The organism is Flavobacterium sp. (assembly GCF_040402955.1).
In the GTDB taxonomy this organism is placed as follows: Bacteria; Bacteroidota; Bacteroidia; order Flavobacteriales; family Flavobacteriaceae; genus Flavobacterium.
The window spans coordinates 25369-49853 of sequence record NZ_JBBALQ010000004.1 but is presented as its reverse complement, the minus strand read 5'-3'; the positions used below and the strand labels follow the sequence as shown (position 1 = coordinate 49853).

Sequence of the window (24485 nt, the reverse complement as noted above, 5' to 3'; positions counted from 1 at the left end):
GAATTTTTAACCAATTGAAAAGTTCATTTGTAACAAAAATGCACAAATTTTGTCTAATGTATAAAATTCATATTTTGCGCTTTAATTACTCTTCACTTTTTAGAAGAATATTAGGAGTAATTTATGTGTTCAAATCATTTAAAAAGAATCATGAAATTAAAACACATTTTTAGCACCTTAGTACTTGTTTTTTCCACTATAAATTTGGTAGCTCAACAAAACAATCCAGGAATAATTAAAGGGAAAATTATTGATAAAACATCAAACGAACCAGTTGGTTATTCAACTGTTAGCATTTTAGAAGGTCAAAAACCAATCGCAGTTGTTTCAACTAAAGAAGACGGGAGCTTTGAAATAAAAAATTTAGAATTGAAAAGCTATCTTCTAAAAGTCAACTTTATCGGGTATATGGACGCGTCAAGAACGATTGCTTTATCTGAAGGAAATACAGAAATCAATTTGGGAAATATTACTTTAGAATCCAATGCCAATACTATTGAAACGGTATCTATTGTAAAAGAACGCTCTACAATTGAACAAAAAGCGGATAGAAAAGTAATAACTATTGGAAAAGATTTAATTGCTTCTGGAACGACTGCATCGGAAATTTTTAATAACATTCCAACTGTAAGTATTGATCCACAAACTAAGGAATTAAGCTTACGTGGAAACAGCAATGTTAGAGTTTTAATTGACGGAAAACCAACCAATATTGATGCGGGACAGTTATTACAACAAATTCCTTCTGCTTCCATAAAACAAGTGGAATTAATCACCAACCCTTCTTCTAAATACAATCCAGAGGGAAATAGCGGAATTATTAATATTATTTTAAACAAAAACACACAAAACGGATTTAACGGAAGTATAACTTCTGGTTATACATTTGGAATTACACCAAAAACAAATCAGTCGTTAAACTTAAATTACAAAGTGGGTAAAGTAAATTTTTATACAAATTATGGCTTTAATCACGGAAGAAATAGAAGCTTTGGTTTTGTAGAATCAGATCGTCCGAATTTAGAAAACAGACAAGATTTCAATTTTGCCAATACCAACACATCTCATTTGGCTAAAGTTGGTGTGGATTATTATATTAATGACAACAATACTTTATCGTTTTTTACCAACTGGAATATTGCAGATGGAAAAGGAAATTCAAATACAAATATAAATTATTACAATAATACTACGTTTGCAGACGAACTTCAAACCATTACCAATAACAGCGGAAATATTACGCAAACCTACGATTTAAACTTTAAACATAACTTTAAGAAGAAAGGCGAATTAATTGAGTTTCAAGCAAATTATGCCAAGACTTCAAACGAAGACATCTCCTATTTTAGAAACAATGGTGTATTAAGATTGAATGACATAGACAGCAAAACGAATTATGCCCAGTTTAATATTGATTATACGAATCCGATAGACGATAACACAAAAATTGAAATGGGTTTTGAAAGTAGAATTCAAGATGGGCAAAACAATTTCTATAATGAATCGCTGGCATTTTATGGTACTAATCCGTTTACTTTTAACAGAAACATTCATGCGATTTATACCAACTACAGTAAATCATTTGGCAAATTTAGCGCTCAAATTGGCGTTAGAATCGAAGAATATACTTTAGATGCGAAATTTGAAAGAAATGAAAAAAATCCAAATTATTTTGAATCCACTTCGATTGCAGATGAAATATTTACAGCGTATCCATCAGCTTACTTGTCTTATAAATTAGATGACAACAATACTTTTAATTTAAACTATACCAGAAGAGTAGATCGTCCAAGTATTGGACAAATAAACCCTATTAGAGAGTGGACCACACCTTTATTAGAGTCAAGAGGAAATCCTGCGTTAGAACCTCAATTTACGAATTCATTCGAAATTAATCATACTAAAATCTTCAGTCTAGGAAGTGTAACTTCAGCTGTATTTTACCGATTAATTAATGCTGAAATTTCAAGAGTTATTTTTCCAAACCCATTAAACAACATTCAAAACATAATGTCATATGATAATTTTGACAATAACAGTCAATTGGGTGCAGAAATTAATGCCAATTTAAAATTAACAAAATGGTGGTCAACCAACGCAAGTGCAGATGTGTATTACAAAACCGTTAGAGGAACCGTTACAAACATCAACACCAACTTACCAGAAAATAAAGAAATAAACGTAACCACATTTAATACGCGATTAAACAACACATTTACTGCTACAAAAAAATTACGATTTAATTTATTTGGAATGTACAGAAGTCGCGATTTAGGCTTGCAATATTTAAGAACGCCAATGTATCGAGTAGATTTTGGAGCAAATTATAGTGTTTTAAGCGGTAAAGGAACCCTTTCTGCAAGAATGAATGATATGTTTAGAACCCAATTTTTCGGATTCAATGGAAACATTCCTTTCCGTCAAGATGGTGAATTTAGATTTGAAAGCAGAACTTTTTACGTAGGATTCAATTACAATTTTGGTAGCGGTAAAAACAAAGAACTACAACGCAAACAACGTGAGAAAAACGAAACCCAAGGTGGTGGAATGTTTTAGGAGTTGGGTGCTAGGTTTTAGGCATTAGGCATTAGGCATTAGGCAAAACTTAAAAAAGCGTTCAGAAGTTTCTGAACGCTTTTTTAAGTTTTGTTTCCTAGGTTAGCATTAGTATAATATTGATAATTCAACTATATAATTCATAATTACTTAAACAACTCTAAAGATTAAAAAAATTCAAAATGAGTCTATGACTTTTGGGAGTTTATTTTATTTATAATTTTATAACAGCTCCTAAATTTAAATTACTTCCTTTGTTAGTAAGTACGTATATCTCATCTTGGTCTAAACCAGTTGCTCCAGAAAAAAATTGATAATCAATTAAAATTCCAATCCTATTTGAAATTTCAATTTTATAACCTGTTCCAATATTAAAACCACTTTGAATATTTTTAATTTTGGCGCCTAAAATACTTTGGCTTTCTGAGTCATTCAATCTAAGACTTGTAGTCATTCCGATATTAAAATTCCACTTTCTTTTACTTCCAAAATGCCAATTTGCATTAATTGGTAAATTAATGTATTCTATTTGAAATTTGTCATAAAAAGTTTTACCACCCATTTTTTGATACAATATTCCTGTTTGCATACTCCAAATTTGATTAAAATAATAATCCCCAGTGACACCAAAATTTATAGAATTCAATTTTCCAGATGGAAAGCCAGATGCATAATATCTAAATGTCGAATACCCTATTTTAGGGGTTAACTCTATTGTGTTTTTCTCCCTAACTTGAGAATATAAATTGATTGAAAAACAAATTAAAATTATGTAAACCGTTTTATTAATTATTTTCATAAAATTGAAATTATTTTAAACATCTATCCTCTATATTCTGTTTTCTATACTCTAAAAAATTACCATCTTATAATCACACTTCCCCAAGTAAAACCAGAACCAAAAGCAGCTAAAACAACTACATCGCCACTTTTAATTTTACCTTTTTCCCAAGCTTCTGTTAAAGCAATCGGAATAGAAGCTGCGGTAGTATTTCCATAATTCATTATGTTATTGTACACTTGGTCGTCAGATAATTTAAATTTCTGCTGAATAAACTGGGAAATCCTTAAATTCGCTTGGTGCGGCACTAATAAATTAATGTCTGAAACTAGTAAATTATTGGCTTGTAAACCTTCGTTAATGACTTCGCTAAAACGAACTACTGCATTTTTAAATACAAATTGTCCATTCATATAAGGAAAATAACTTTCATCATTTGGATCATTATCTGCAATAATATCGGTAACCCAGCGTTTTCCCATTCCTGGTGCAATAAGAGCTAATTCTTCTGCGTGTTGTCCTTCGGAATGTAAATGAGTTGATAAAATTCCTTTATTCAAATCTTCTTCTCTGGAAAGTACGGCTGCTCCTGCTCCATCACCAAAAATCACTGAAACACCTCTGCCTTTATCAGACATATCTAATCCGGTAGAATGAACTTCGGAACCAATTACTAAAATATTTTTATACATTCCAGTTTTGATGTATTGGTCGGCTATTGAAATGGCATACACAAATCCAGAACATTGATTTCTAACATCTAATGCACCTACTGTTTTTAAATCTAAATCACGCTGTACTAACACACCAGGACCTGGGAAATAATAATCTGGTGAAAGTGTGGCAAAAATTACAAAATCAATATCTTCTTTAGCAACATTTGCACGCTGTATAGCTATTTCTGCAGCTTTTACACCCATAGAAGTAGTGGTGTCTTCACCTCTAATAATATGACGACGCTCTTTAATTCCTGTTCTTTCCTGAATCCATTCGTCATTGGTATCCATTATTTTGGATAAATCATCATTTGTTACAATGTTTTCTGGCACATAATAACCTAAGCCCGATATTTTTGAATGGTACATTTTTTTCGATTTATTAAGCAAATTTAAGAAAAATACGCCTTGTTTTACGCTTATTTTTCCCTTAATGTTAGATAAATAGTGCTTTTTTCTACTAAATTATTTTCTGATTCAAAAAACACAAATTGATTTTCAAATTTGGCTTCAATTAAATAATATTTCCCTTTAAAATAGGAAGACACTACCTCAACTTGTATATCAGATTTTTCAACAATTTGCAATTGATTGGGATAAATTGATTGCATTTTTCCATTTATTTCAATTTCATTTACCTCACCAAATAATGCCGCAGTATATGGATATTTAGGATGATTATATAATTCAAAAGGGGTTGCTTTTTCTAAAATAGTAGTGTCTTTTAAAACAATAACCTCATCTGAAAATGACAACACATCATTAATATCGTGACTGGCAACTAATGTAGTTATTTGTTTTTCTTTTAAATATTGAAATATTTTTCTTCTTAATTTGTTTTTTCTAAAATTATCAATGTGTGAAAATGGCTCGTCTAAAAGTAATACTTCTGGTTCTTGTGCTAAAACTCGTGCCAACGCCACACGCTGCATCTGTCCGCCACTTAAAAATTTGGCTTTTACGTGCTTAAATTCAGACATTTCTACCAAATTTAAAAGCTCATCTATTCGATTTTGTTTTTCTTTTGGATAAAAATTTGATAAAAATTTCCCAACGTTTTCCCCTACTGTTATAAATGGCATTAAATCGAAATCTTGTGCTAAATATTTCATAAAAGGCATTCCGGGTATAAGATGAAATTTCGGACCTAAAATAGGTTCTGACTTCCAAGAAAGATTGCCTTTATCGCAGTCATATAATCCGTAAATTAATTTCAATAAAGTACTTTTCCCACAACCACTTTCTCCAATAATGGCTAATTGTTGTCCTTCATCTAAAGTAAATGTTAGATTTTGTAAAATAATTTTTTCTTGATAAGAAAAAGAAGGAATGTGTACTTGAAGCATTTGCGAATAGTAAGAAAATAATTCTAAAAATAAAGTGTAAATATATTACTTTAAATGTAACCAAAAAAATAGGGTGTTTTTGATGAAATAAAAATGTCAATTTGTCAGCAAAAACAAAATTGGTACTTAATTTGACTATTCATAATCATTAATTTAATTAAAACAAACATCATATGACATCAGGAAAAATTAATGTTTCGGTGGAGAATATTTTCCCATTGATTAAAAAATTTTTGTACAGCGATCACGAGATTTTTCTACGTGAATTAATTTCAAACGGAACCGATGCCACTTTAAAATTAAAACATCTTACCAGCATTGGTGAAGCAAAAACGGAATACGGAAATCCGATTATAGAAATTAAAATTGATAAGGAAGGTAAAAAACTTCACATTATCGACCAAGGTATTGGTATGACTTCAGATGAAGTGGAAAAATACATTAACCAATTGGCGTTTTCAGGTGCAGAAGAATTCTTAAATAAATACGAAGATTCCGCTAAAGATTCTGGAATTATTGGACATTTTGGTTTAGGATTTTACTCTGCTTTTATGGTAGCGTCTAAAGTTGAAATTTTTACAAAATCATTTAAAGACGAGCCAGCTGCGCATTGGACTTGCGATGGAAGTCCTGAATTTACTTTAGAACCACATACTAAAACGGATAGAGGTACCGAAATTATATTACATATTGCAGAGGATTCATTGGAGTTTTTAGAAGAATATAAAATCCGTGAGTTACTTACTAAGTACAATAAATTTATGCCGATTCCAATAAAATTTGGAACTAAAAAAGAAGCATTGCCAAAACCAGATGATGCTGGAGACGATTATAAAGCGGAATATATTGATGTTGATAATTTCATAAACAATCCAAATCCAGCTTGGACCAAACAACCAAGCGAATTGTCTGATGAAGATTATAAAAGTTTTTATAGAGAATTGTATCCATCACAATTTGAAGAACCTTTATTTCACATTCATTTAAATGTAGATTATCCTTTTAATTTAACTGGGATTTTATATTTTCCAAAATTAGGTTCTGATTTACAAATTCAGAAAGATAAAATTCAATTATATCAAAATCAAGTTTTCGTAACGGATAATGTTGAAGGAATTGTGCCTGAATTTTTATTAATGCTTAAAGGTGTGGTAGATTCGCCAGATATTCCTTTAAACGTTTCACGTTCTGGTTTACAAGCCGATAGCAATGTGAAGAAAATTTCAAATTACATTACACGAAAAGTGGCTGATAAATTGAAATCGTTATTCAATGAAAATAGAGAAGATTTTGAATCAAAATGGAGCGATATTAAAATTGTTTTAGAATACGGAATGCTTTCTGAACCAAAATTTTATGAAAAATCGGGTGATTTTGTTTTATATCCTACAACTGAAAACAAATATTACACGTTAGCAGAATTAAAAGAAGCAACTAAAGATTTACAAACAGATAAAGATGGAAAATTAGTTGTTTTATATGCTTCAAATAAAGAAACACAACACAGTTATATTGATATTGCCACAAGCAAAGGATATCAAGTATTACTTTTAGATTCTCCAATTGTGTCGCATTTAATTCAGAAATTAGAAGCCGACAATGAAAATTTAACTTTTGCACGAGTAGATGCAGACCATATTGATAAGTTAATCAACAAAGAAGAAACACAAATTTCTAAATTATCAGATGCTGAAAAAGAAACCTTAAAAACGTCTTTAGAAGCAGTAGTTCCTAAAGCGTATACTGTTCAATTAGAATCGTTAGACAGTGATGCTACGCCATTTATAATTACGCAACCCGAATTTATGCGTCGTATGAAAGAAATGAGTCAAAGCGGCGGCGGCGGAATGTTTGGAATGAGCAATATGCCCGAAATGTATAATTTAGTAGTAAATGCCAATTCGGAATTAGCTACTTCAATTTTACAAGCTAATGAAGAAAATCAAAAAGAATTAGTTAAAAATGCTTTAGATTTAGCTAAACTATCTCAAGGTTTATTAAAAGGTGAAGAATTAACTGCTTTTGTAAAAAGAAGTTTTGAAACACTAAAATAATAAGCAATACATATTTTATAAATCCTGACAGTACATTTTTTCTGTCAGGATTTTTTTATATATTGCGATTAAAGTAACAAAAATAATATTAACTATTTCAGAGCTTATAAATGAAAAAATTTTGGTTACATATTTTGAAAATCATAGTGCCAATTTTTATTTTCTTTTTGGTTTTAGAAATAGCTATTCGTAAAATACCTAACGACTATCAACTAAAAAAAGCCTATTTAGATAAAAATGCTTCAAAAATTAACACTTTAATAGTAGGAAGTTCTCATACTTTTTATGGCGTTAATCCGGAATATTTTTCAAAGCAAACATTCAATGCTGCTTATGTATCGCAAACCTTGGATTTAGACGAAGAACTTTTACATCATTACAAGGATAAATTAACGAATTTAGAAACAGTGATTATTCCTATTTCATATTTTAGTTTGTTTGAAACCTTAGAAACTGAGGTTGAAAAATGGCGTTTAAAAAACTACATCTTGTATTATGGCTTTGAAAATAAATATCATTTTACAGCTAATTTTGAAACTTTAAATCCTGATATTTTACTAAATTTAAAAAAAGTAGTAAAACATTATGTTTTAAATAAATCATTTATAACTTCGTCTAATTTGGGTTGGGGAACAAACTTTAACTCAAAAGAAAGAAAAAAATTTGAAGGTCAATATACTGCAAAAAAACATACTGCAAAAAACTTTAAATTATTTGATGGAAATATAAAAAGTCTTCAGAAAATTATTAAAATGTGTCAAAAAAAGAATATTAAAATTCTATTTATTACCACGCCTACTCATCTATCTTATTATAAGAATTTAAACCAAATTCAATTGTCTAAAACAATTAAAACTATAAATGAATTGGTTCAAAAAAACCAAAATTGCAGTTATTTAAATGTATTGAAATCTGACAAATTTATAACATCCGATTTTTATGATGCGGACCATTTAAATGATATTGGTGCAAAAAAGTTATCTTTATTACTTGACAAAAAAATTAATTCCCAATAACTGTTCCTTCTTCCTTTTTGTCGTCTTTAAGTATGTTTTGTTCTATTTTTGCTGCCTTATTTTTTGTTGGTAATTTGTAATTTATTGTAAAGCCAAATTTTCGAGTATCACTTTTATTGTAAGATAATAATGGATCATTTATTGGTCGGAACAAACTTCTATTCATATTAAAAATATCGTCTCCAAAAATAGTTACCGTTAATTGATCTTTCAGGAACTTCTTGCTAAAAGTCATATCTAAATAATTATTAAATGGTTTGTCAGCTACAAAATAAAAGTAATTTCCACCTGAAGTGATGAAACCAAATTCGGTAATAAACTTAATATCTTTTGGTAAAATTATTTGGGACATTAAGTTTAAATTCCAAAAACCTTTTGTGGTAACATTGGGAATTTGATGCAATTGATATCCTGTATAAAGGTATAAAAAGTTGATTTTATCTGGATTAAAATCAAATTTCATCGTTTCTTTTAAGCCTTTTGTAAATAGCATATAAGGCAGAGGAAGTGCAAAATTAAAGTTATGTATTTTTACTTCCGATACATTAAAATTACTGCTTTGAACTAAATTTCCATTTAAACTAACTTGTTGAACCACTTGATTTTTCGAACTACTTAAGTTGTAGCCAACATACGCATAATCAAAAGCGCTAATTTTAAATTCAAAATTATCAAAAATTGTAGGTTGTAAATTTGGATTACCAACCGTGTTTAAATTCTGATTTTGATACGTGGTATTGTTCGGATTTAATGCAGAAGTAGATGGCAATGTAATTTTCTTGTTGTAATTCATATTTAAGAAAATTTGTGGCGAAATATTATATTGTACCGTAGCGTTTGGAAACCATCTAAATTGGTCAAACGGAATCAAATCAGCTGTGGTGGTTTTGCCGTTAATTTGATATTTTTCGGCTCTGGAACCTAAAATAAAATCGAACTTATTGTATTTCGCTTGAAACTCTAAATAAGTAGCAGCCGTTGTTCTTTGGTAATCTAAATTTATGCTTCAAAAATTTTCAGCTTCAAAAAGTAGTTTTTCATATAAGGCACCAAAACTAACTTTTCCTTCATCTAAAATTTTTAAGCCTTGCGAATAGTCAAATTTTCCGTTGTAATAATTTTGGTTCGAAAAATTATCCAAAACAGCATTTCTAAAAACGTTTGAAAACAAATTGAAATCATTTTTATTGTTGTTATAATTAAAAACAAAATCTAATTTTTGACTTTTATAATCAAATCTTTTCTGATACGTTATTGTAGCATCCTGTCGAGTATTATGGGATTTCCCTTTATCTGATGTAATAAACCCTAAACCAAAACCTTCTGTTTCACTATTGCTATTTGCCAAATTAATATCATAATTTAACAACAACCTATCTTTATTAATATCAAAAGTAATCCCAGATTTTAAAAACTGCGATCTATTTATTTTATCACTTTCTACTTTTGATAAAATAGTGTTAGAACTGGTATTTAAAAATTCGGACCAAGTGGCATTCTCACGATAATTTTGTCCAAAATTTAATTGCCAACCAAAATATTTATTCTTAGCATTTAATAATACGCTATTATAAGTTTTAAATCTTATTTTGTCGTAAGAATTAAAATTTGAACTACTGGTATAAGTAGCGCTTAAATATTTCTTTGCGTTTCTATTTGTAATAATATTTAAAATCGCACCACCAGATGTAGCAGGGAATTCGGCTCCTGGTTGCGTAATTACTTCAATTCGTTCTACAGAATTAGCGGGCATTCCTTCTAAAAAAGAATTTAATTCCGTACTTGAAATATTTAGTGGTCTTCCATCTAAAAAAACCTCTAATTGTTTTCCTTGATACATCATTCCTGCCACATCTGAAGAAATTAATCCTGGCAATTGTTTGATGGTTTCCATTAAAGTTCCCGCGTTTAAATTCGGTTGATCCGAGATATTAAAAATAGTTCGATCTGGTTTTTGCTCAATGGCTTTTTTCTGTTTAATAATTTTAACTTCTTCAATCTGATTTTCTTTTTGAATATCGTCTTTTTTTACTTTTGTGGTATCTTGAGCAAAAGAAAAAAGTACAAAACAAGTGGAAAATAAGAAATTTAGAATAAGCTTTTTCATAAAAAATAAATAAATATTTGAATTTAGTTACTTGTAAGACGAAAAAATGAGCTAAAAGTTACATTATATTTTACATAAAAAGTATCTTTAAACTTTATTAATTTAAATTAAAATTACTTCTGATGAATCTTTCTATTGAAACTCCAGCATTATTGTTTTCAGCAACTTCATTAATTTTATTAGCCTATACCAATAGATTTTTAACCATTGCTCAGATTGTACGAAGTTTAAAGAAAAACTACGACCAAGATCAAAACAAGTCCATTTTAGTTGAAATTAAAAACCTTAACCAAAGAATCACACTAATTAGATATATGCAACTTTTTGGCGTATTGTGTTTGTTTTTGTCTGTTTTTGCGATGTTTTTACTGTTTTTAAACTATGAAGCTGCTGGGATTTATATTTTTGGCATCAGTTTATTGTCGCTACTTATTTCATTAGGAATTTCATTTTGGGAGATTAGCATATCCGTAAATGCGCTTCGAATTCATCTTAAAGATCTAGTTGAGGACGAAAAAAAATAATCGTCATTTTTATAACTACCTTTGTTGACTTTATAAAAACAGATTAATGAAAAATAATGTACTAAAAGGTGTTTTTCTTGTTGCATTAGGCGCTACCAGCTATGGAATGTTAGCAACGTTTGTAAAATTAGCCTACAAAGACGGCTATACAACAGCTGAAGTAACTTTTTCACAGTTTATTTATGGAATACTTGGGGTATTATTAATAAATTTATTCCAAAAAATAATTAATAAAAAAAAAGCTCAAAAAGCCAGTTCAAAAAATATTTTTCAACTAATGGTTGCTGGAACTTCATTAGGAATGACAAGTGTTTTTTACTATTTGTGTGTAAAATATATTGATGTTTCAATAGCCATTGTACTTCTTATGCAAACCGTTTGGATGGGCGTTTTATTAGAGTGGATTTTAGATAAAAAACGACCTTCTACCCAAAAGATAATTTCGGTAATTATTGTTTTATTTGGAACATTTTTAGCTACAAAATTATATGAATTTACAATTCAATTAGATTGGAGAGGCATATTTTGGGGTATTTTAGCTGCAGCTTCATTTACCACAACTATGTTTACAGCAAATAAAGTAGCTTTGGGAATTTCATCCGCACAACGAAGTTTATATATGCTATTAGGTGGCGCAGTAATTGTGTTTGCTTTTTCGGCATTTTCACAAGTTGGATCTTTAAACATTGAAATTTTCAAGAATTACGGATTGTTTTTAGCCCTTTTCGGAACAATCATACCACCAATATTACTAAATGCTGGTTTTCCAAAAACAGGATTGGGTTTAGGAAGTATTGTGGCTTCTTTAGAATTACCAGTTTCTGTACTAATGGCTTTCTTACTATTAAATGAAGAAGTTGTACTTTGGCAATGGTGCGGAATAGTTTTAATACTTCTAGCCATTGTGATTATGAATCTTAATTTTTCAAAAAAGAAACACTAATTCAAAAAAATAGCAATAAATTAGCGGCGTAAATCATCGCTTTTTTTATGCTTAATTTATTTGATAAAGAACCTATATTTTTAAATTTACCCGATGCCGAGTTTATTTATTATCCAAATTTTTTCTCTAAAGAAAAAGCCGATATATTTTTAGAAACCCTATCTAAAGAAATAGCTTGGCAACAAGATGACATAACCATTTTTGGGAAAAAAATAGCACAACCCAGATTAACAGCTCTTTATGGAAATGACGGAAAATCATATGGATATTCCAATATTGTTATGCAACCTCATCCGTTTAATAGCGTTTTAACCTTCATAAAAGAAGAAATTGAAGCCACCACAAATGAATATTTTACTACTGCATTACTAAATTTATATAGAAACGAAAGAGATAGTAATGGTTGGCATGCCGATAACGAAAAAGAATTAGGTAGAGATCCTGTTATTGCTTCCGTAAGCTTTGGAGAAGCAAGAATATTTCAAATAAAACACAATACAAAAAAAGAAATAAAACAATCTTTATTATTAGAACACGGTAGTTTATTAGTAATGAAAAATGGTGCTCAAGTTCATTATAAACATCAAATTCCAAAAGCCACTCAACCTAAAAACCCAAGAATAAATTTAACTTTCAGAAAAATTCTTTAAAAAAAGCCTCTATTTTTTTGCTTCAAAATATTTTTTTTAATAATATTGGGTTATAAATTAAAAATAAGATAGAATAATTAACAAATTATACTTTTCACTAATGAAAAAAAGTAAAAAGATTGAACTAAATTACGAAGATACAGAACGTGTAATTAGTATGGCTCAAGAGGAAAAAAAGCCTTTTGAAGTAATTAAAGAAGAATTTGGTATTTCCGAAAGTGAAGTAACCGAAATTATGCGAAAAAAACTTTCTAAAGATAATTTTGAACTTTGGAAAAAGAAAGTTGCAGCAGGAAAACCCAAACCAAAAGCATTTAAAACCAATGTTTTAGATGACGACATAGACGATTTAGATAGCAAATATTATTTTAAAAATAAATTCGATTAATAAAAATCCTGTCTGATTAGTATCACGACAGGATTTTTTTTGTAACAATTTTTAGCGTTTAGCTACTTATTCAATATATAATAAAATGAAAATGAAAAAAATAGTACTTACCCTAAGTTGCGCCATTTTTTTAATGAGTTGTAAAACATCTAATGTTACTTCAACTGTAAAAAATGATGTTTCTGTTAGCATTGATTTAGTAAATGTAACTGACGACAAAGTAAAAGTTACAATAATTAATCCTACAATTACAACTGAAACTACCACGTTTAACATTCCTAAAATTGTTCCCGGAACCTATTCTGAAGACAATTACGGAAGATATGTAGATAATGTTAAAGCTTTTGACCATAAAGGAAATCCTTTAAAAATCGCTAAAATGGATGAGAATTCATATACGATTTACGAAGCGACTAAATTAGCCAAAGTAACTTATAATGTGAGTGACACTTTCGATACAGAAGGCGGAGCTGGTTTTGGTGAAAGTGAAGATATATTTTCACCTGCTGGAACAAACATTAAAGCTGGAGAAAACTTTATGCTTAACACGCACGGTTTTGTAGGCTATTTTGAAGGAAAATCTGAAATTTCTTACACGGTTGAAATACTACATCCGGCAACTTTATGGGGTGCGACTTCATTAGTTGATACCAATCCCAGTAATGAAGTTGACATCTTTACTGCAGAAAGATATGGCGCTTTAGTAGACAATCCGATAATGTATTCTAAGCCAGATTATACTGAGTTTAACGTTGAAGGTATGGATATTGTAATCAGTGTTTATTCTCCAAATGGAAAGTATAAAGCGGCTGATATAACTCCAGAAACTGAAAAGTTTATGAGAGCTCAAAAAAAATTCTTAGGTAAATTTAACGCCAATAAAAAATATACGGTTTTGTTATATCTTTCTGATATGGCAGCTAAAAATGCAAAAGGTTTTGGTGCTTTGGAACATATGACGTCAACAACCGTTGTAATGCCAGAAATGATGCCGTTAGAAGCGCTACAAGAACAATTAAAAGATGTGGTTTCACACGAATTTTTTCATATTGTAACACCATTAAGTGTACATTCAAGAGAAATTCATTATTTTGATTTCAACAAACCTCAAATGTCTGAACATTTATGGATGTATGAAGGAATTACCGAATATTTCGCGAATTTATTTCAAGTAAATCAAGGATTAATATCTGAAGAAGATTTCTACAAAAGAATGAATGGAAAAATTGAGGAAGCAAATGCCATGAATGACAAAATGAGTTTTACAAAAATGAGTAAAAACGTTTTGGAACAACCTTATAAAGACCAATACCTAAATGTATATCAAAAAGGAGCTTTAATTGCTATGTGTATTGATATTCAAATGAGAGAATTAAGCAACGGACAAAGAGGAATTCTTAGTCTAATGCAAGATTTATCTAACGAATTTGGAAGCAACAAACCATTTAAAGATGAAGAATTATTTGCTACGATTACAAGAATTACATATCCTCAAATTGGAGAATTTTTAAATACCTACGTTGCTGGTGAAACTCCAATTCCTTACGAAGTGTTTTTTGCTAAAATGGGTGTTACAAAAGGTAAAACCATCGCTTCAGGAAATCCTTTTCTAAAAGACGGAAGAACGCCCTTAATTACAGTTGACGGTGCTACAAAACAAATTAAAGCTTTAGAAGATGTTAGCAATAATATTTTTATGACTTCTTTAGGAATTCAAGGTAATGATGTGTTAAAAGCATTTAATGACAAAGAATATAATTTAGACAATATATACGATTTAATTATGTCAAGCGAATCTTGGAAAGACGGCGATGCTATTTCAGTAACTGTAATTAGAGATGGAAAAGAATTAGTTTTAAAAGGTAAAATTAATTTACCTAAAGAAGAAAAATCAGGTTTTATGGCAACGGATAAAACAAAAGAAACAGTTAAAAATGCTTGGTTAAAAGGATAATCAATAAGTAAAGACCAATATAAAATCCTCAAATTACTATTAATTTGAGGATTTTTTTATTTTCTTTGCACTTCATATAAATTGAAATCAACACTTGTAAAATGAAAAAAATAGTTACAATACTTTTAGTTACCATTTTAGTAGCTTGTAGTAAAACAGAAAGCAATAAAACTGGGAATTTAGAAATATCTGGAAGTGTAGAAGGTTTAAAAAAAGGAAAACTATACATTCATAAGCTTAATGATACTAATTTAGTAATTTTAGATAGTATTATAATCTCTGGGAAATCTAATTTTGAAACCAAAATTCAATTAGATGAACCACAAATGTTATATCTAACTTTAGATAGAGGAACGACTGAATCTATAGATAATAGTATTCAATTTTTCGCAGAACCTGGTAAAATGAAAATAGAAACCACTTTACAAGGTTTTTACGCCAATGCAAAAATTACAGGTTCAGAAAATCAAAAAGTGTATGAAAAATTCTTAAAAATTAAGTCAAAATTAAATGACGAAAAGTTAGATTTATTAGAAAAAGAATTGAAAAACAAAACAGCAAACAAGGCAACAATAACAGAAGACATTCAAAACAAACGCGATAAATTAACCATTAGAAAATATTTATATACGGCTAATTTCGCACTAATTAATCCAAAATATGAGGTGTCGCCTTATATCGCTTTAAGTGAAATTCCAGATGCAAATATAAAATTATTAGATACAATCAATAAAATGTTAGTTCCAAAGGTTGCGAAATCTAAATACGGAAAACGTTTAAATGAATGGATAGCTGAAAGAAAAAAAACAGAAGAAAAATAAAATAATTTCTTTTGTTATTTTAACAATTCCTTTCGTTATGAAGCTAATATTAGATAGTACTTTTAGTAAAATAAATTATTCCAACGAATTGTTTGAAACCGCGGAATACGATACTTGTATTTTTGATTCCTGTAAATTTATTAAAACAACACTTTCAAAAAGTGTATTTACAAACTGCGAGTTTATTAATTGTAATTTTGAAGCGCCAATAATCAGTCAAACTTCTTTCAAAGAAGTAACTTTTCAGGAATGTACGCTTTTAGGAATGCAATTTGAATATTGTAGTGATTTTTTATTTGAAGTTTCCTTTGATTCTTGTATATTACAAGTATGCTCGTTTTTTAAGATGAATTTAAAAAATTCAAAATTTAAAGATTCAAAAATTATTGATGTTGATTTTTCTAATGCGACACTTAGTGGGGTTAAATTTGAAAATTGCGATTTGTCAAAATCCATTTTTGACGCAACCAATTTAGAAAAAACAGACTTCAGTTCTGCATTTCATTTTTCTATAGATCCTGAAAAGAATAAACTAAGTAAAACTAAATTTTCAAATGAGAATTTAAGCGACCTTTTAAATAAATATGATTTGGATATTATTTAATTTCTAACCGAGAAATTAGAGGAAAATGATCACTATTATAAAAATCATTTAAAGTTTCAAAACTATTAATCTGAATGTTTTTGTCTGCAAAAATATAGTCAATTCGAGCTGGATAATATTTAAAATTATAGGTTTTACCAAATCCTTCCCCATTTGATTCAAAAGCATCTTGCATTGATCCTTTTATAGTTCTATATACGAAAGAAAAGGCGCTGTTATTCATATCGCCACAAATAATTTTTTTGTATTTACAATTAACGTAATGCTTTTTTAAGAGTAAGGCTTGTACCTGTTGCTTCGTAAACGCATCGCTTATTTTTCTAAAAATATATTTGGTTTTAGATTCATCCATTTTCTGAATTTCTTCTTCTTCAATATCGGTACTAATTTTTATGGATTGCAAGTGCATACTATAAATTCGTAACGTATCCTTCCCTTTAATAATATCGGCATAAACCACATTATTTGTGGAATTTGGAAAATTAATAACACCTTTGTCTATAATTTTATATTTAGAAAAAATAGCATTTCCTACGATAATGTTTTTGCCTTCTTTAAAAACGTGTTTGTACTTATAATTCGAAAATTGTGTTTTTTCTAAATTCGAATACTCTTGAACACATAAAATATCTGGGTTTTTCTCACTTACAAATTCAGCAATTTTGGTTGGGATATTCGCTTTTTTGTTCCAATTAAATTTGTTGAACAAACGAACATTATAACTCATTATAGTAAACTCTTTTTCCGATTTTGGCAGTTTGGTTGATTTTAAATTATAAAACTTATTTATAAAAGTGATTCCTAAAAGCAGCACCAAACCTGATACAAAAATATATTTTTTAAATTGTATCAACCAATACATAAAAAACAACAAATTTACCACCAAGAAAAAAGGCAAAAACAAACTTAACACACTCAAGAAAGGAAACCATTTTGGTGCTAAAAAAGGCAACAAATAAGCCATTAATGTAGTAAACGAAACTACCACATTAAAAAACAACATTGTTTTTGAAATAAATGACATTTTTTTTAACATCTATTTATTGGCTGCAAAAAGAAACTCTTTTTCTTCTTTAGTTAAACTTTCATATCCCGATTTACTAATTTTTTCGAGTATTTCATCAATTTGTCTTTGTGTAAAATTTACATCCGAAACACGAACGGATTGATACTTTTTTACGGACTTGTTTTTATATACTTTTTTAAATGTATCATTTTTTTTATTTTTAAATGCAAAAATGGCACTTATATCAATTCCTTTTTTCATTAACATAGCAAAAATAAATCCAACGAAACCACCAGACAAATGTGCAATATGACCACCCGTGTTTTCAGTTAATAATTGTGCTATATCTATAAAAACATAAAAAAATGCCAAATGCCAAATTTTCAAATAGCCAATTAAAGGTAATCGTAACGAATAACTAGGAGCGTATGAAGCCACAGCTATAAAAACAGCCATAATAGATGCGCTTGCACCAACTATTAAATTAGTATAATTAAATAAATAACCATAAGCTACAAAAATTAATCCTGCAAAAAAACTGCCTAAAAAATAAACCGTTAAAAACTGTCTGGTTGTAAAAAAAGTATAAAACAACGTACTAATGTAGTACAAAAACAACAAGTTAAAAATCAAATGAATGAAATCTGAATGTAAAAACCCATAAGTGATTAAAGTCCACGGAAACCATAAAACATCTTTATAATTAGAAGACAAAGCCAGCCAGTTTGGATATTGAAACTGATTTGAAACAAAACTAAAACACAAAGCACTAATAATGAACACCAAAATATTAATAAAAATTAACTTTTGAGAAACATCACCTGTTTTGTATTGTTGTTTTATTTCGTTTATAAAATTCATTTATTTTATCGCTTTTGACTTTTTTTTAACCATTTAAGTCATATAAGGAAATGTAAGAAATATGAACTATGACTTTTTTATTTTTTACTTTTCTACCTAATTCCACCTAGTATGCGTAAACTTATTTTTTCTCCAAAGCATCATCAAAATAAAACCTGTTAAAGCGCCGCCAATATGAGCAAAATGCGCAATATTACCACCGCCTGAAAATATTGAAAAACCGGTTACGCCTGAAAATAAATCTAAACCTATAATTATTGGTACGAAAAACTTTGCTTTAATTGGTACAGGAATAAACATCATCATTAATTCTGCCATTGGGAACATCACTGCAAATGCTACTAATAAACCATAAATGGCACCTGAAGCACCAACGGCCTGACTATTCAATATTACATCAGCAGCTTCAGGTACATTACTAATTAAATAGTAATTAATTAAAGTATGTAAAAATGCCGCCCCTAAACCACAAGCAATGTAAAAAAACAAAAACTTTTTTCCGCCCCAATAATGTTCTAAAGCCGAACCAAAAGAAACCAACGCAAACATATTGAATAAAATATGCATTAAATTTGGCATAGGCGCGTGCATAAACATATGCGTAAAAGGTTGCCAAAATCGGAACTTTTCACTTTCGAAATAAAATAAGGATAACGTTTCATAATTTTGAGGCATAGCCTGACTCAATATAAAAACCAAAACATTTATTATTAATAGTTGCTTTACAACCGGTGTCATATTATTGAACATACTTAAAATCTTTTATCTAAATCTTCAGAGGTTAATGTAATAAAAATTGGTTTATTAAAGGGCGATACGTTAGGTTCTTTACAAGCAAATAAACCATTTACTATGTTTTCTAATTCAATAGTATTCAAATATTTACCAGATTTTATTGACACACTTTTTGCCATAAATTTAGAAATACTATCACTTAATGAAAAACTATCTTCTGGTAGATTTTCTTGCAAATTGTAAATTAAATCGTGTAAAATTTCTGTAACATTTGTATCTGAAATTTGACCAGGTAAACCTGATATAACTAATTCATCTAATCCCATTTTTTCAAAAGCAAAACCTATTCCTTCTAAATTAGGTTGAATTTCTTTTAAACACATCATCTCTTCTCTTGAAAACTGAAGTTCTAAAGGAAACAACAACTGTTGACTTGAGGCTTGATGAATGGTGATGTTTGTTAAAAATTGTTCGTACAAAATACGCTGATGTGCCCGACTTTGATGAATAACTAATAATCCTGATTTAATGCTATTGATAATATATTTTCTATTGAATTGATATAGTAAAGTCTCACTTTCTGTCGATTTATCATCAAATAATTTACTGGCTACTAAATCGGTTTCAAAATTTGTAGCAGTAACCTCAAAAGAATCTTGCTTTAAATCGGTATATAAACTTTCCCAATGTGGTTGCACTGATTTACTTTTATCGTAAGAAGGCGAACTTGAGTATTTTTTAGTTTCAGGTTCAAATGGATTAAACGAGCGATCCACCTGAATGGTTGGCGTACCTAACATTTTATCTTTATAATCATACGGAACATCTAAGTTAGCATCTCTCTCAAAATCAAGAATTGGCGCCACATTAAACATACCTAAGCTGTGTTTTACTGTTGCTCGTAAAATAGCATACAAGGCTTGCTCGTCGTCAAATTTTACTTCTGTTTTTGTGGGATGAATGTTAATATCGATAGTGTGAGGCGGCACTTCTAAAAACAAGAAATAACTGGGTTGGTTATTATCTCGTAATAAACCATCATAAGCATTCATAATAGCGTGATGCAAAAATGGACTTCGTATAAATCTATTATTGACTAAAAAAAACTGTTCTGATCTGTTTTTCTTAGCAAATTCGGGCTTTCCTACAAAACCAGTAATTTTTAAAATCTCCGTTTCTTCAGTTACAGGAACTAATTTTTCATTTGTTTTACCTCCGAAAATATTTACAATTCGCTGGCGATAATTTGAACTTGGCAAATTAAACACTTCACTTCCATTACTAATCATAGTAAAACTGATATTTGGATGTGCCAAAGCTACGCGTTCAAACTCGTCAATAATATGTTTTAATTCGATATTATCCGATTTTAAAAAATTTCTACGAGCAGGAATATTGAAAAATAAATTTTTTACTAAAAACGAAGTTCCTTTTGGCAAAACAGCCACATCTTGTGTAATTACTTTACTACCTTCAATGATGATATGAATACCTAATTCTTCTTGATCTTGTTTGGTTTTTAATTCTACGTGAGCAACTGCAGCAATTGACGCTAAAGCTTCACCTCGAAATCCTTTTGTATGAAGCGCAAACAAATCTTCCGCGTGACGAATTTTAGAAGTAGCGTGACGTTCAAAACACAATCTTGCATCGGTAACGTTCATTCCTAAGCCATTATCTATGACTTGAATAAGCGTTTTCCCGGCATCTTTTACGATAAGTTTAATTTCGGTTGCCTTTGCATCAACAGCATTTTCAATTAACTCTTTTACTACAGAAGCAGGCCGTTGCACCACTTCCCCAGCAGCAATTTGATTGGCTACGTGATCAGGTAATAATTGAATAATTCCAGACATTAATCTGTTTTGTTTTTTATTTTGGTTATGTTACAAATTTAAGAAATTAAAAACGTATTTTTATATCTCAAAAAATACAAATTTGTAAAAGTTAATAACAAAATAGATTTGTGAAAAATAAAAAATCACAGATTACACGAATGGAAACCTGTGATTTTTGTTTTAATTAACTTTGTTAAAGTTTAGTATCGTTTATTTAAATCTATCATTTTAATAGCGGCAATAGCGGCTTCTACACCTTTATTTCCGTGTTTTCCTCCACTTCTATCGATAGATTGTTGCATCGTATTATCAGTTAAAACACAAAAAATTGTAGGCACATCATAAAGTAAGTTTAAATCTTTCATACCCTGTGTTACGCCTTCGCAAACAAACTCGAAATGCATCGTTTCGCCTTTAATCACACAACCAATAACAATTACAGCATCTAACTCTAATTTTTCGTGCATTTGACGTGCTCCGAAAATTAATTCAAAACTTCCAGGCACATTCCATCGGTTGATGTTTACTGGCAAGGCACCACAATCGGTTAATGCTGAAATTACTCCGTTATACAACCCTTCGGTTACAGTATCATTCCATTCTGAAACAACAATCCCAAACCGAAAATCTTTCGCGTTTGGGATTGTGTTTTTATCGTATTGAGATAAATTTTTATTTTCGGTTGCCATTATTTTTCCAATGAAGCAATTAAAATATCTACTGTACTTCCTTCTTGAGACGTTTCGTATTTTTCTTTTATCGTTTTTAAATAACCTAAAGCTTCATCATTTCTCTTTAAAACAATAGCCCTATTAGCTGCTTTAAGTAAAAATCTTGGCGTTACAAAGTCGTTTTCATCCACATTAGCGGCTTCAACATATAATTTCAACGCTTCTTCATTATTATTTAATTCTGCATTTGCATCACCTTTTGCACCGATAGCCAACGCGTGTAAATTTAATTCTTTTGTAGAAAAATTATCTAAATGTTCAATTGCTTTTTTAAAGTCTTTTAAATGTAAACAAGCCATTCCTGCAGAATATTCTGCTAAGTTAGCTGCTTTTGTTCCTGAATATTCAGAGATAATTCCTTCAAATCCTAATTTACCTTCACCACCTTTTAAAGATAATTTAAATAACGAATCTTGTTTTTCTGAAGCGTCAACCGCTTTTTGAAAATACATTTGTGCCTGATTCATTTCTTTAAATGCTTCTTCCTGACTTGGAGTAGCGATGTATTTATCGTATAAAATATATCCTAAAGTACCAATTGCAACTGCTACAATTACACCTAAAATCGCTTTTTGGTTTTTTATTACCCACTCTTCTGTTTTATTTGCAGTTTCATCTAACGTATTAAAAACGCCAGCAGTTGTGCTTTCTTTTTCATTTACATTAATGTCATCTACACTTGTATCAAATGCTGGATCTTTTTCTACTTCAGGTTTTGGTGATTTATAACCTCTTTTATTATATGTTGCCATTGAACTAAAATTTTATTAGAAGTGCAAAAATATACTTTTTATTTAAATTTAAAAGTTCTTTTATTTATATTTTTAAAAATTGAACTTACATTTGTACTCGAAAGTATAATTTTTGATGCTTTTTACGAAAAAAACGTGATATTAAAAAAACTATCTTTACTTAATTACAAAAACATTGCCGAAAATTCTTTTGAATTTGAAAGCAAAATAAACGCTATTGTTGGAAAAAACGGCATTGGAAAAACTACAATATTAGATGCAATATATCATTTAGCGGTTGGTAAAAGTTATTTTAATCCACTTTCCACCCAAAATATCAAACACGGCGAAGAGTTTTTTGTAATTGATGGTGTTTTTGAAAAAGAAAATCGTAACGAACAAATTATTTGTAGTTACAAAAAAGCACAAAAGAAAATTTTAAAACGCAACGGAAAAATATACGAAAAATTTTCAGAACATATTGGTTTGATTCCTATTGTGATTATTTCACCGAGCGACACCGATTTGATTATTGAAGGTAGCGAAACCCGAAGAAAATTTATTGATAATGTAATTTCTACTTTTGATGCTACTTATCTAAAGACATTAATAAATTATCAGAAAACGTTACAACAGCGTAATGCATTATTAAAGTACTTTGCGTTAAATCAGGTTTTTGATGCCGATAATTTGAATATTTACAACGAACAATTATCTGAATTTGGACACATAATTTTCACTAAAAGAAAAGATTTTTTAGAAAAATTTATTCCTGTTTTTCAAGAATTATATGAAGTTATTTCAGAAAATGCTGAAAAAGTAACTATTGAATACGAAAGTCAACTTTATGATGACAATTTGGATACCTTACTAATTCAAAATCTTCAAAAAGACAGAATTACACAATATACCACTTGTGGGATTCATAAAGACGATGTTTTGTTTAATATTTCTGGTTTTCCGGTTAAAAAATTCGGATCGCAAGGACAACAAAAATCATTTTTAATTGCTTTGAAATTAGCGCAGTTTGATTTCATTAAAAAACATACAAAAACATTGCCGATTTTACTTTTTGATGATATCTTTGACAAGCTAGATGCGTTTAGAGTGCAACAAATCGTAAATATGGTAAACGACGATGTATTTGGACAAATTTTCATTTCCGACACACATCCCGAAAGAACGGAAAACATTATAAAACAGACACATAAAAGCTATAAAATATTTAATATTTAGATTTATTTAGATGGTTAGATAGTTAGATTTTTAGATTTTTAGATTTTTAGATGATTCGATTTTTAAACGGAATACATCATAAACGAATAAACAAAAAACGAATAAACATTATAATTTTTAATAAAATGAAAAACTTAAAATCAATTATTGCAACAGTAATTATTACACTATCAATTAGCTGTACAAATAGTCAAAACTTTAAAAGTGTAGATGCAGCAGAATTTAAAGCGACTATTATAAAAACGGATGATGCACAAATTTTAGATGTTAGAACGCCTGGCGAATATGCTAACGGAAAAATTGCCGATGCTAAAAACGTAGATTGGAATGGAGATTCTTTTGATACACAAGTCGCAGATTTAGACAAATCAAAACCCGTTTTTGTATATTGCTTAAGTGGCGGAAGAAGTAAAAAAGCAGCCAATCATTTAGTGGAATTGGGCTTTAAAAATATTATCGAATTAGATGGCGGATATATGGCTTGGGAAAAAGCAAACCCTAAATCAAATGGTGTTTGGTCTGGTATGACACAAGATGAATACAATAAACTAATGATTTCAGATAAAACTGTTGTAATTGATTTTTATGCAGAATGGTGTGGACCTTGTAAAAAAATGGGGCCTTATTTAGATAAAATTAGCAAAGAAATGACTAATAAAGTTATTATCCACAGAATTGATGCTGATACAAACAAATCATTATTTAACGCATTAGGTTACCAAGGTTTACCAGTAATTATTGTAGTTAAAAACGGAAAACAAACGTTCTTTAAAAACGAATTTGTTAGCGAGGAAGAGTTGAGAAAAGCTTTATAAGAGCAAAGTAAAAATGTGACTTCGAGAAACTCAGTCAACGGTTGGCTGAGGCTCTCTAAGCCAAAATAAAAT

At 29.5% G+C, this 24485-nt stretch carries 21 protein-coding genes and 1 pseudogene; 12 read left to right on the top strand and 10 right to left on the bottom strand.

Features of this window, described 5'->3' with window-relative positions; all coding sequences use genetic code 11:
* Positions 1-150: 150 nt before the first annotated feature.
* Positions 151-2556: a TonB-dependent receptor gene (locus ABWP78_RS03485; RefSeq protein WP_353169110.1), complete on the top strand. Its 2406-nt coding sequence runs from the start codon at positions 151-153 to the stop codon at positions 2554-2556.
* 214 nt (positions 2557-2770) lie between these two features.
* Here the strand turns inward: ABWP78_RS03485 and ABWP78_RS03480 are convergent, their stop codons facing one another.
* The 3 genes from ABWP78_RS03480 to ABWP78_RS03470 are packed head-to-tail and all read right to left on the bottom strand — an operon-like array spanning position 2771 to position 5399.
* A complete protein-coding gene (locus ABWP78_RS03480; protein WP_353169108.1) occupies positions 2771-3355 on the bottom strand; it encodes an outer membrane beta-barrel protein in 585 nt (194 codons plus the stop codon).
* Between the two features lie 59 nt (positions 3356-3414).
* Positions 3415-4422 (bottom strand): 3-oxoacyl-ACP synthase III family protein, encoded by a 1008-nt coding sequence (locus tag ABWP78_RS03475; protein WP_353169105.1) that lies wholly within the window; start codon positions 4420-4422, stop codon positions 3415-3417.
* Positions 4423-4472: 50 nt separating this feature from the next.
* Positions 4473-5399, bottom strand: a complete 927-nt coding sequence (locus ABWP78_RS03470; RefSeq protein WP_353169104.1) for an ABC transporter ATP-binding protein — start codon at positions 5397-5399, stop codon at positions 4473-4475.
* Positions 5400-5572: 173 nt separating this feature from the next.
* On the opposite strand from ABWP78_RS03470, the gene htpG reads away from it, so the two are divergent.
* Positions 5573-7453, top strand: a complete 1881-nt coding sequence (gene htpG, locus ABWP78_RS03465) for a molecular chaperone HtpG (RefSeq protein ID WP_353169103.1) — start codon at positions 5573-5575, stop codon at positions 7451-7453.
* A gap of 110 nt (positions 7454-7563) precedes the next feature.
* Positions 7564-8469 (top strand): DUF1574 family protein, encoded by a 906-nt coding sequence (locus ABWP78_RS03460; RefSeq protein WP_353169101.1) that lies wholly within the window; start codon positions 7564-7566, stop codon positions 8467-8469.
* Here ABWP78_RS03460 and ABWP78_RS03455 read toward each other — a convergent pair.
* Positions 8456-10576 (bottom strand): annotated as a pseudogene (locus tag ABWP78_RS03455) (TonB-dependent receptor domain-containing protein). The gene ABWP78_RS03460 and the pseudogene ABWP78_RS03455 sit on opposite strands and share 14 nt — an antisense overlap.
* Positions 10577-10698: 122 nt before the next feature.
* On the opposite strand from ABWP78_RS03455, the gene ABWP78_RS03450 reads away from it, so the two are divergent.
* The 7 genes from ABWP78_RS03450 to ABWP78_RS03420 all read left to right on the top strand — a co-directional run bounded on the left by ABWP78_RS03450 (position 10699) and on the right by ABWP78_RS03420 (position 16460).
* Positions 10699-11100: a DUF2721 domain-containing protein gene (locus ABWP78_RS03450; protein WP_353169098.1), complete on the top strand. Its 402-nt coding sequence runs from the start codon at positions 10699-10701 to the stop codon at positions 11098-11100.
* A 46-nt stretch (positions 11101-11146) separates the two neighbouring features.
* The gene (locus tag ABWP78_RS03445; protein ID WP_353169095.1) at positions 11147-12043 is read left to right on the top strand and encodes a DMT family transporter; all 897 of its coding nucleotides are present in this window, start codon (positions 11147-11149) and stop codon (positions 12041-12043) included.
* 47 nt (positions 12044-12090) lie between these two features.
* Positions 12091-12693: an alpha-ketoglutarate-dependent dioxygenase AlkB family protein gene (locus tag ABWP78_RS03440; RefSeq protein ID WP_353169088.1), complete on the top strand. Its 603-nt coding sequence runs from the start codon at positions 12091-12093 to the stop codon at positions 12691-12693.
* 100 nt (positions 12694-12793) lie between these two features.
* On the top strand, positions 12794-13081 hold the full coding sequence (locus ABWP78_RS03435; protein ID WP_353077860.1) for a TIGR03643 family protein: 288 nt from the start codon (positions 12794-12796) through the stop codon (positions 13079-13081).
* A gap of 91 nt (positions 13082-13172) precedes the next feature.
* Positions 13173-15035, top strand: a complete 1863-nt coding sequence (locus ABWP78_RS03430) for a M61 family metallopeptidase (protein ID WP_353169086.1) — start codon at positions 13173-13175, stop codon at positions 15033-15035.
* Positions 15036-15136: 101 nt separating this feature from the next.
* Positions 15137-15856: a DUF4369 domain-containing protein gene (locus tag ABWP78_RS03425; protein ID WP_353169083.1), complete on the top strand. Its 720-nt coding sequence runs from the start codon at positions 15137-15139 to the stop codon at positions 15854-15856.
* Between the two features lie 37 nt (positions 15857-15893).
* Positions 15894-16460 (top strand): pentapeptide repeat-containing protein, encoded by a 567-nt coding sequence (locus tag ABWP78_RS03420; RefSeq protein ID WP_353169080.1) that lies wholly within the window; start codon positions 15894-15896, stop codon positions 16458-16460.
* On the opposite strand, the gene ABWP78_RS03415 is transcribed toward ABWP78_RS03420, so the two are convergent.
* From ABWP78_RS03415 to ABWP78_RS03390, 6 genes are all read right to left on the bottom strand, one after another.
* Positions 16453-17484, bottom strand: coding sequence for an endonuclease/exonuclease/phosphatase family protein (locus ABWP78_RS03415; RefSeq protein ID WP_353169078.1), 1032 nt, complete (start codon positions 17482-17484; stop codon positions 16453-16455). The genes ABWP78_RS03420 and ABWP78_RS03415 overlap by 8 nt on opposite strands.
* A gap of 12 nt (positions 17485-17496) precedes the next feature.
* On the bottom strand, positions 17497-18327 hold the full coding sequence (locus tag ABWP78_RS03410; RefSeq protein WP_353169075.1) for a rhomboid family intramembrane serine protease: 831 nt from the start codon (positions 18325-18327) through the stop codon (positions 17497-17499).
* A gap of 96 nt (positions 18328-18423) precedes the next feature.
* Positions 18424-19077 (bottom strand): rhomboid family intramembrane serine protease, encoded by a 654-nt coding sequence (locus ABWP78_RS03405; protein ID WP_353169073.1) that lies wholly within the window; start codon positions 19075-19077, stop codon positions 18424-18426.
* A 2-nt stretch (positions 19078-19079) separates the two neighbouring features.
* On the bottom strand, positions 19080-20918 hold the full coding sequence (mutL, locus tag ABWP78_RS03400) for a DNA mismatch repair endonuclease MutL (RefSeq protein WP_353169071.1): 1839 nt from the start codon (positions 20916-20918) through the stop codon (positions 19080-19082).
* 182 nt (positions 20919-21100) lie between these two features.
* Positions 21101-21589 (bottom strand): 6,7-dimethyl-8-ribityllumazine synthase, encoded by a 489-nt coding sequence (ribH, locus tag ABWP78_RS03395; RefSeq protein WP_353169069.1) that lies wholly within the window; start codon positions 21587-21589, stop codon positions 21101-21103.
* Positions 21589-22383: a tetratricopeptide repeat protein gene (locus ABWP78_RS03390; protein ID WP_353169067.1), complete on the bottom strand. Its 795-nt coding sequence runs from the start codon at positions 22381-22383 to the stop codon at positions 21589-21591. Before ABWP78_RS03390 ends, ribH begins: the two co-directional genes overlap by 1 nt.
* Positions 22384-22518: 135 nt before the next feature.
* Between ABWP78_RS03390 and recF the strand changes: the two genes are divergently transcribed.
* Together recF and ABWP78_RS03380 are read left to right on the top strand one after the other, a co-directional pair.
* A complete protein-coding gene (gene recF / locus ABWP78_RS03385; RefSeq protein WP_353169273.1) occupies positions 22519-23598 on the top strand; it encodes a DNA replication/repair protein RecF in 1080 nt (359 codons plus the stop codon).
* A 125-nt stretch (positions 23599-23723) separates the two neighbouring features.
* On the top strand, positions 23724-24413 hold the full coding sequence (locus tag ABWP78_RS03380; protein WP_353169065.1) for a thioredoxin domain-containing protein: 690 nt from the start codon (positions 23724-23726) through the stop codon (positions 24411-24413).
* Positions 24414-24485 lie beyond the last annotated feature (72 nt).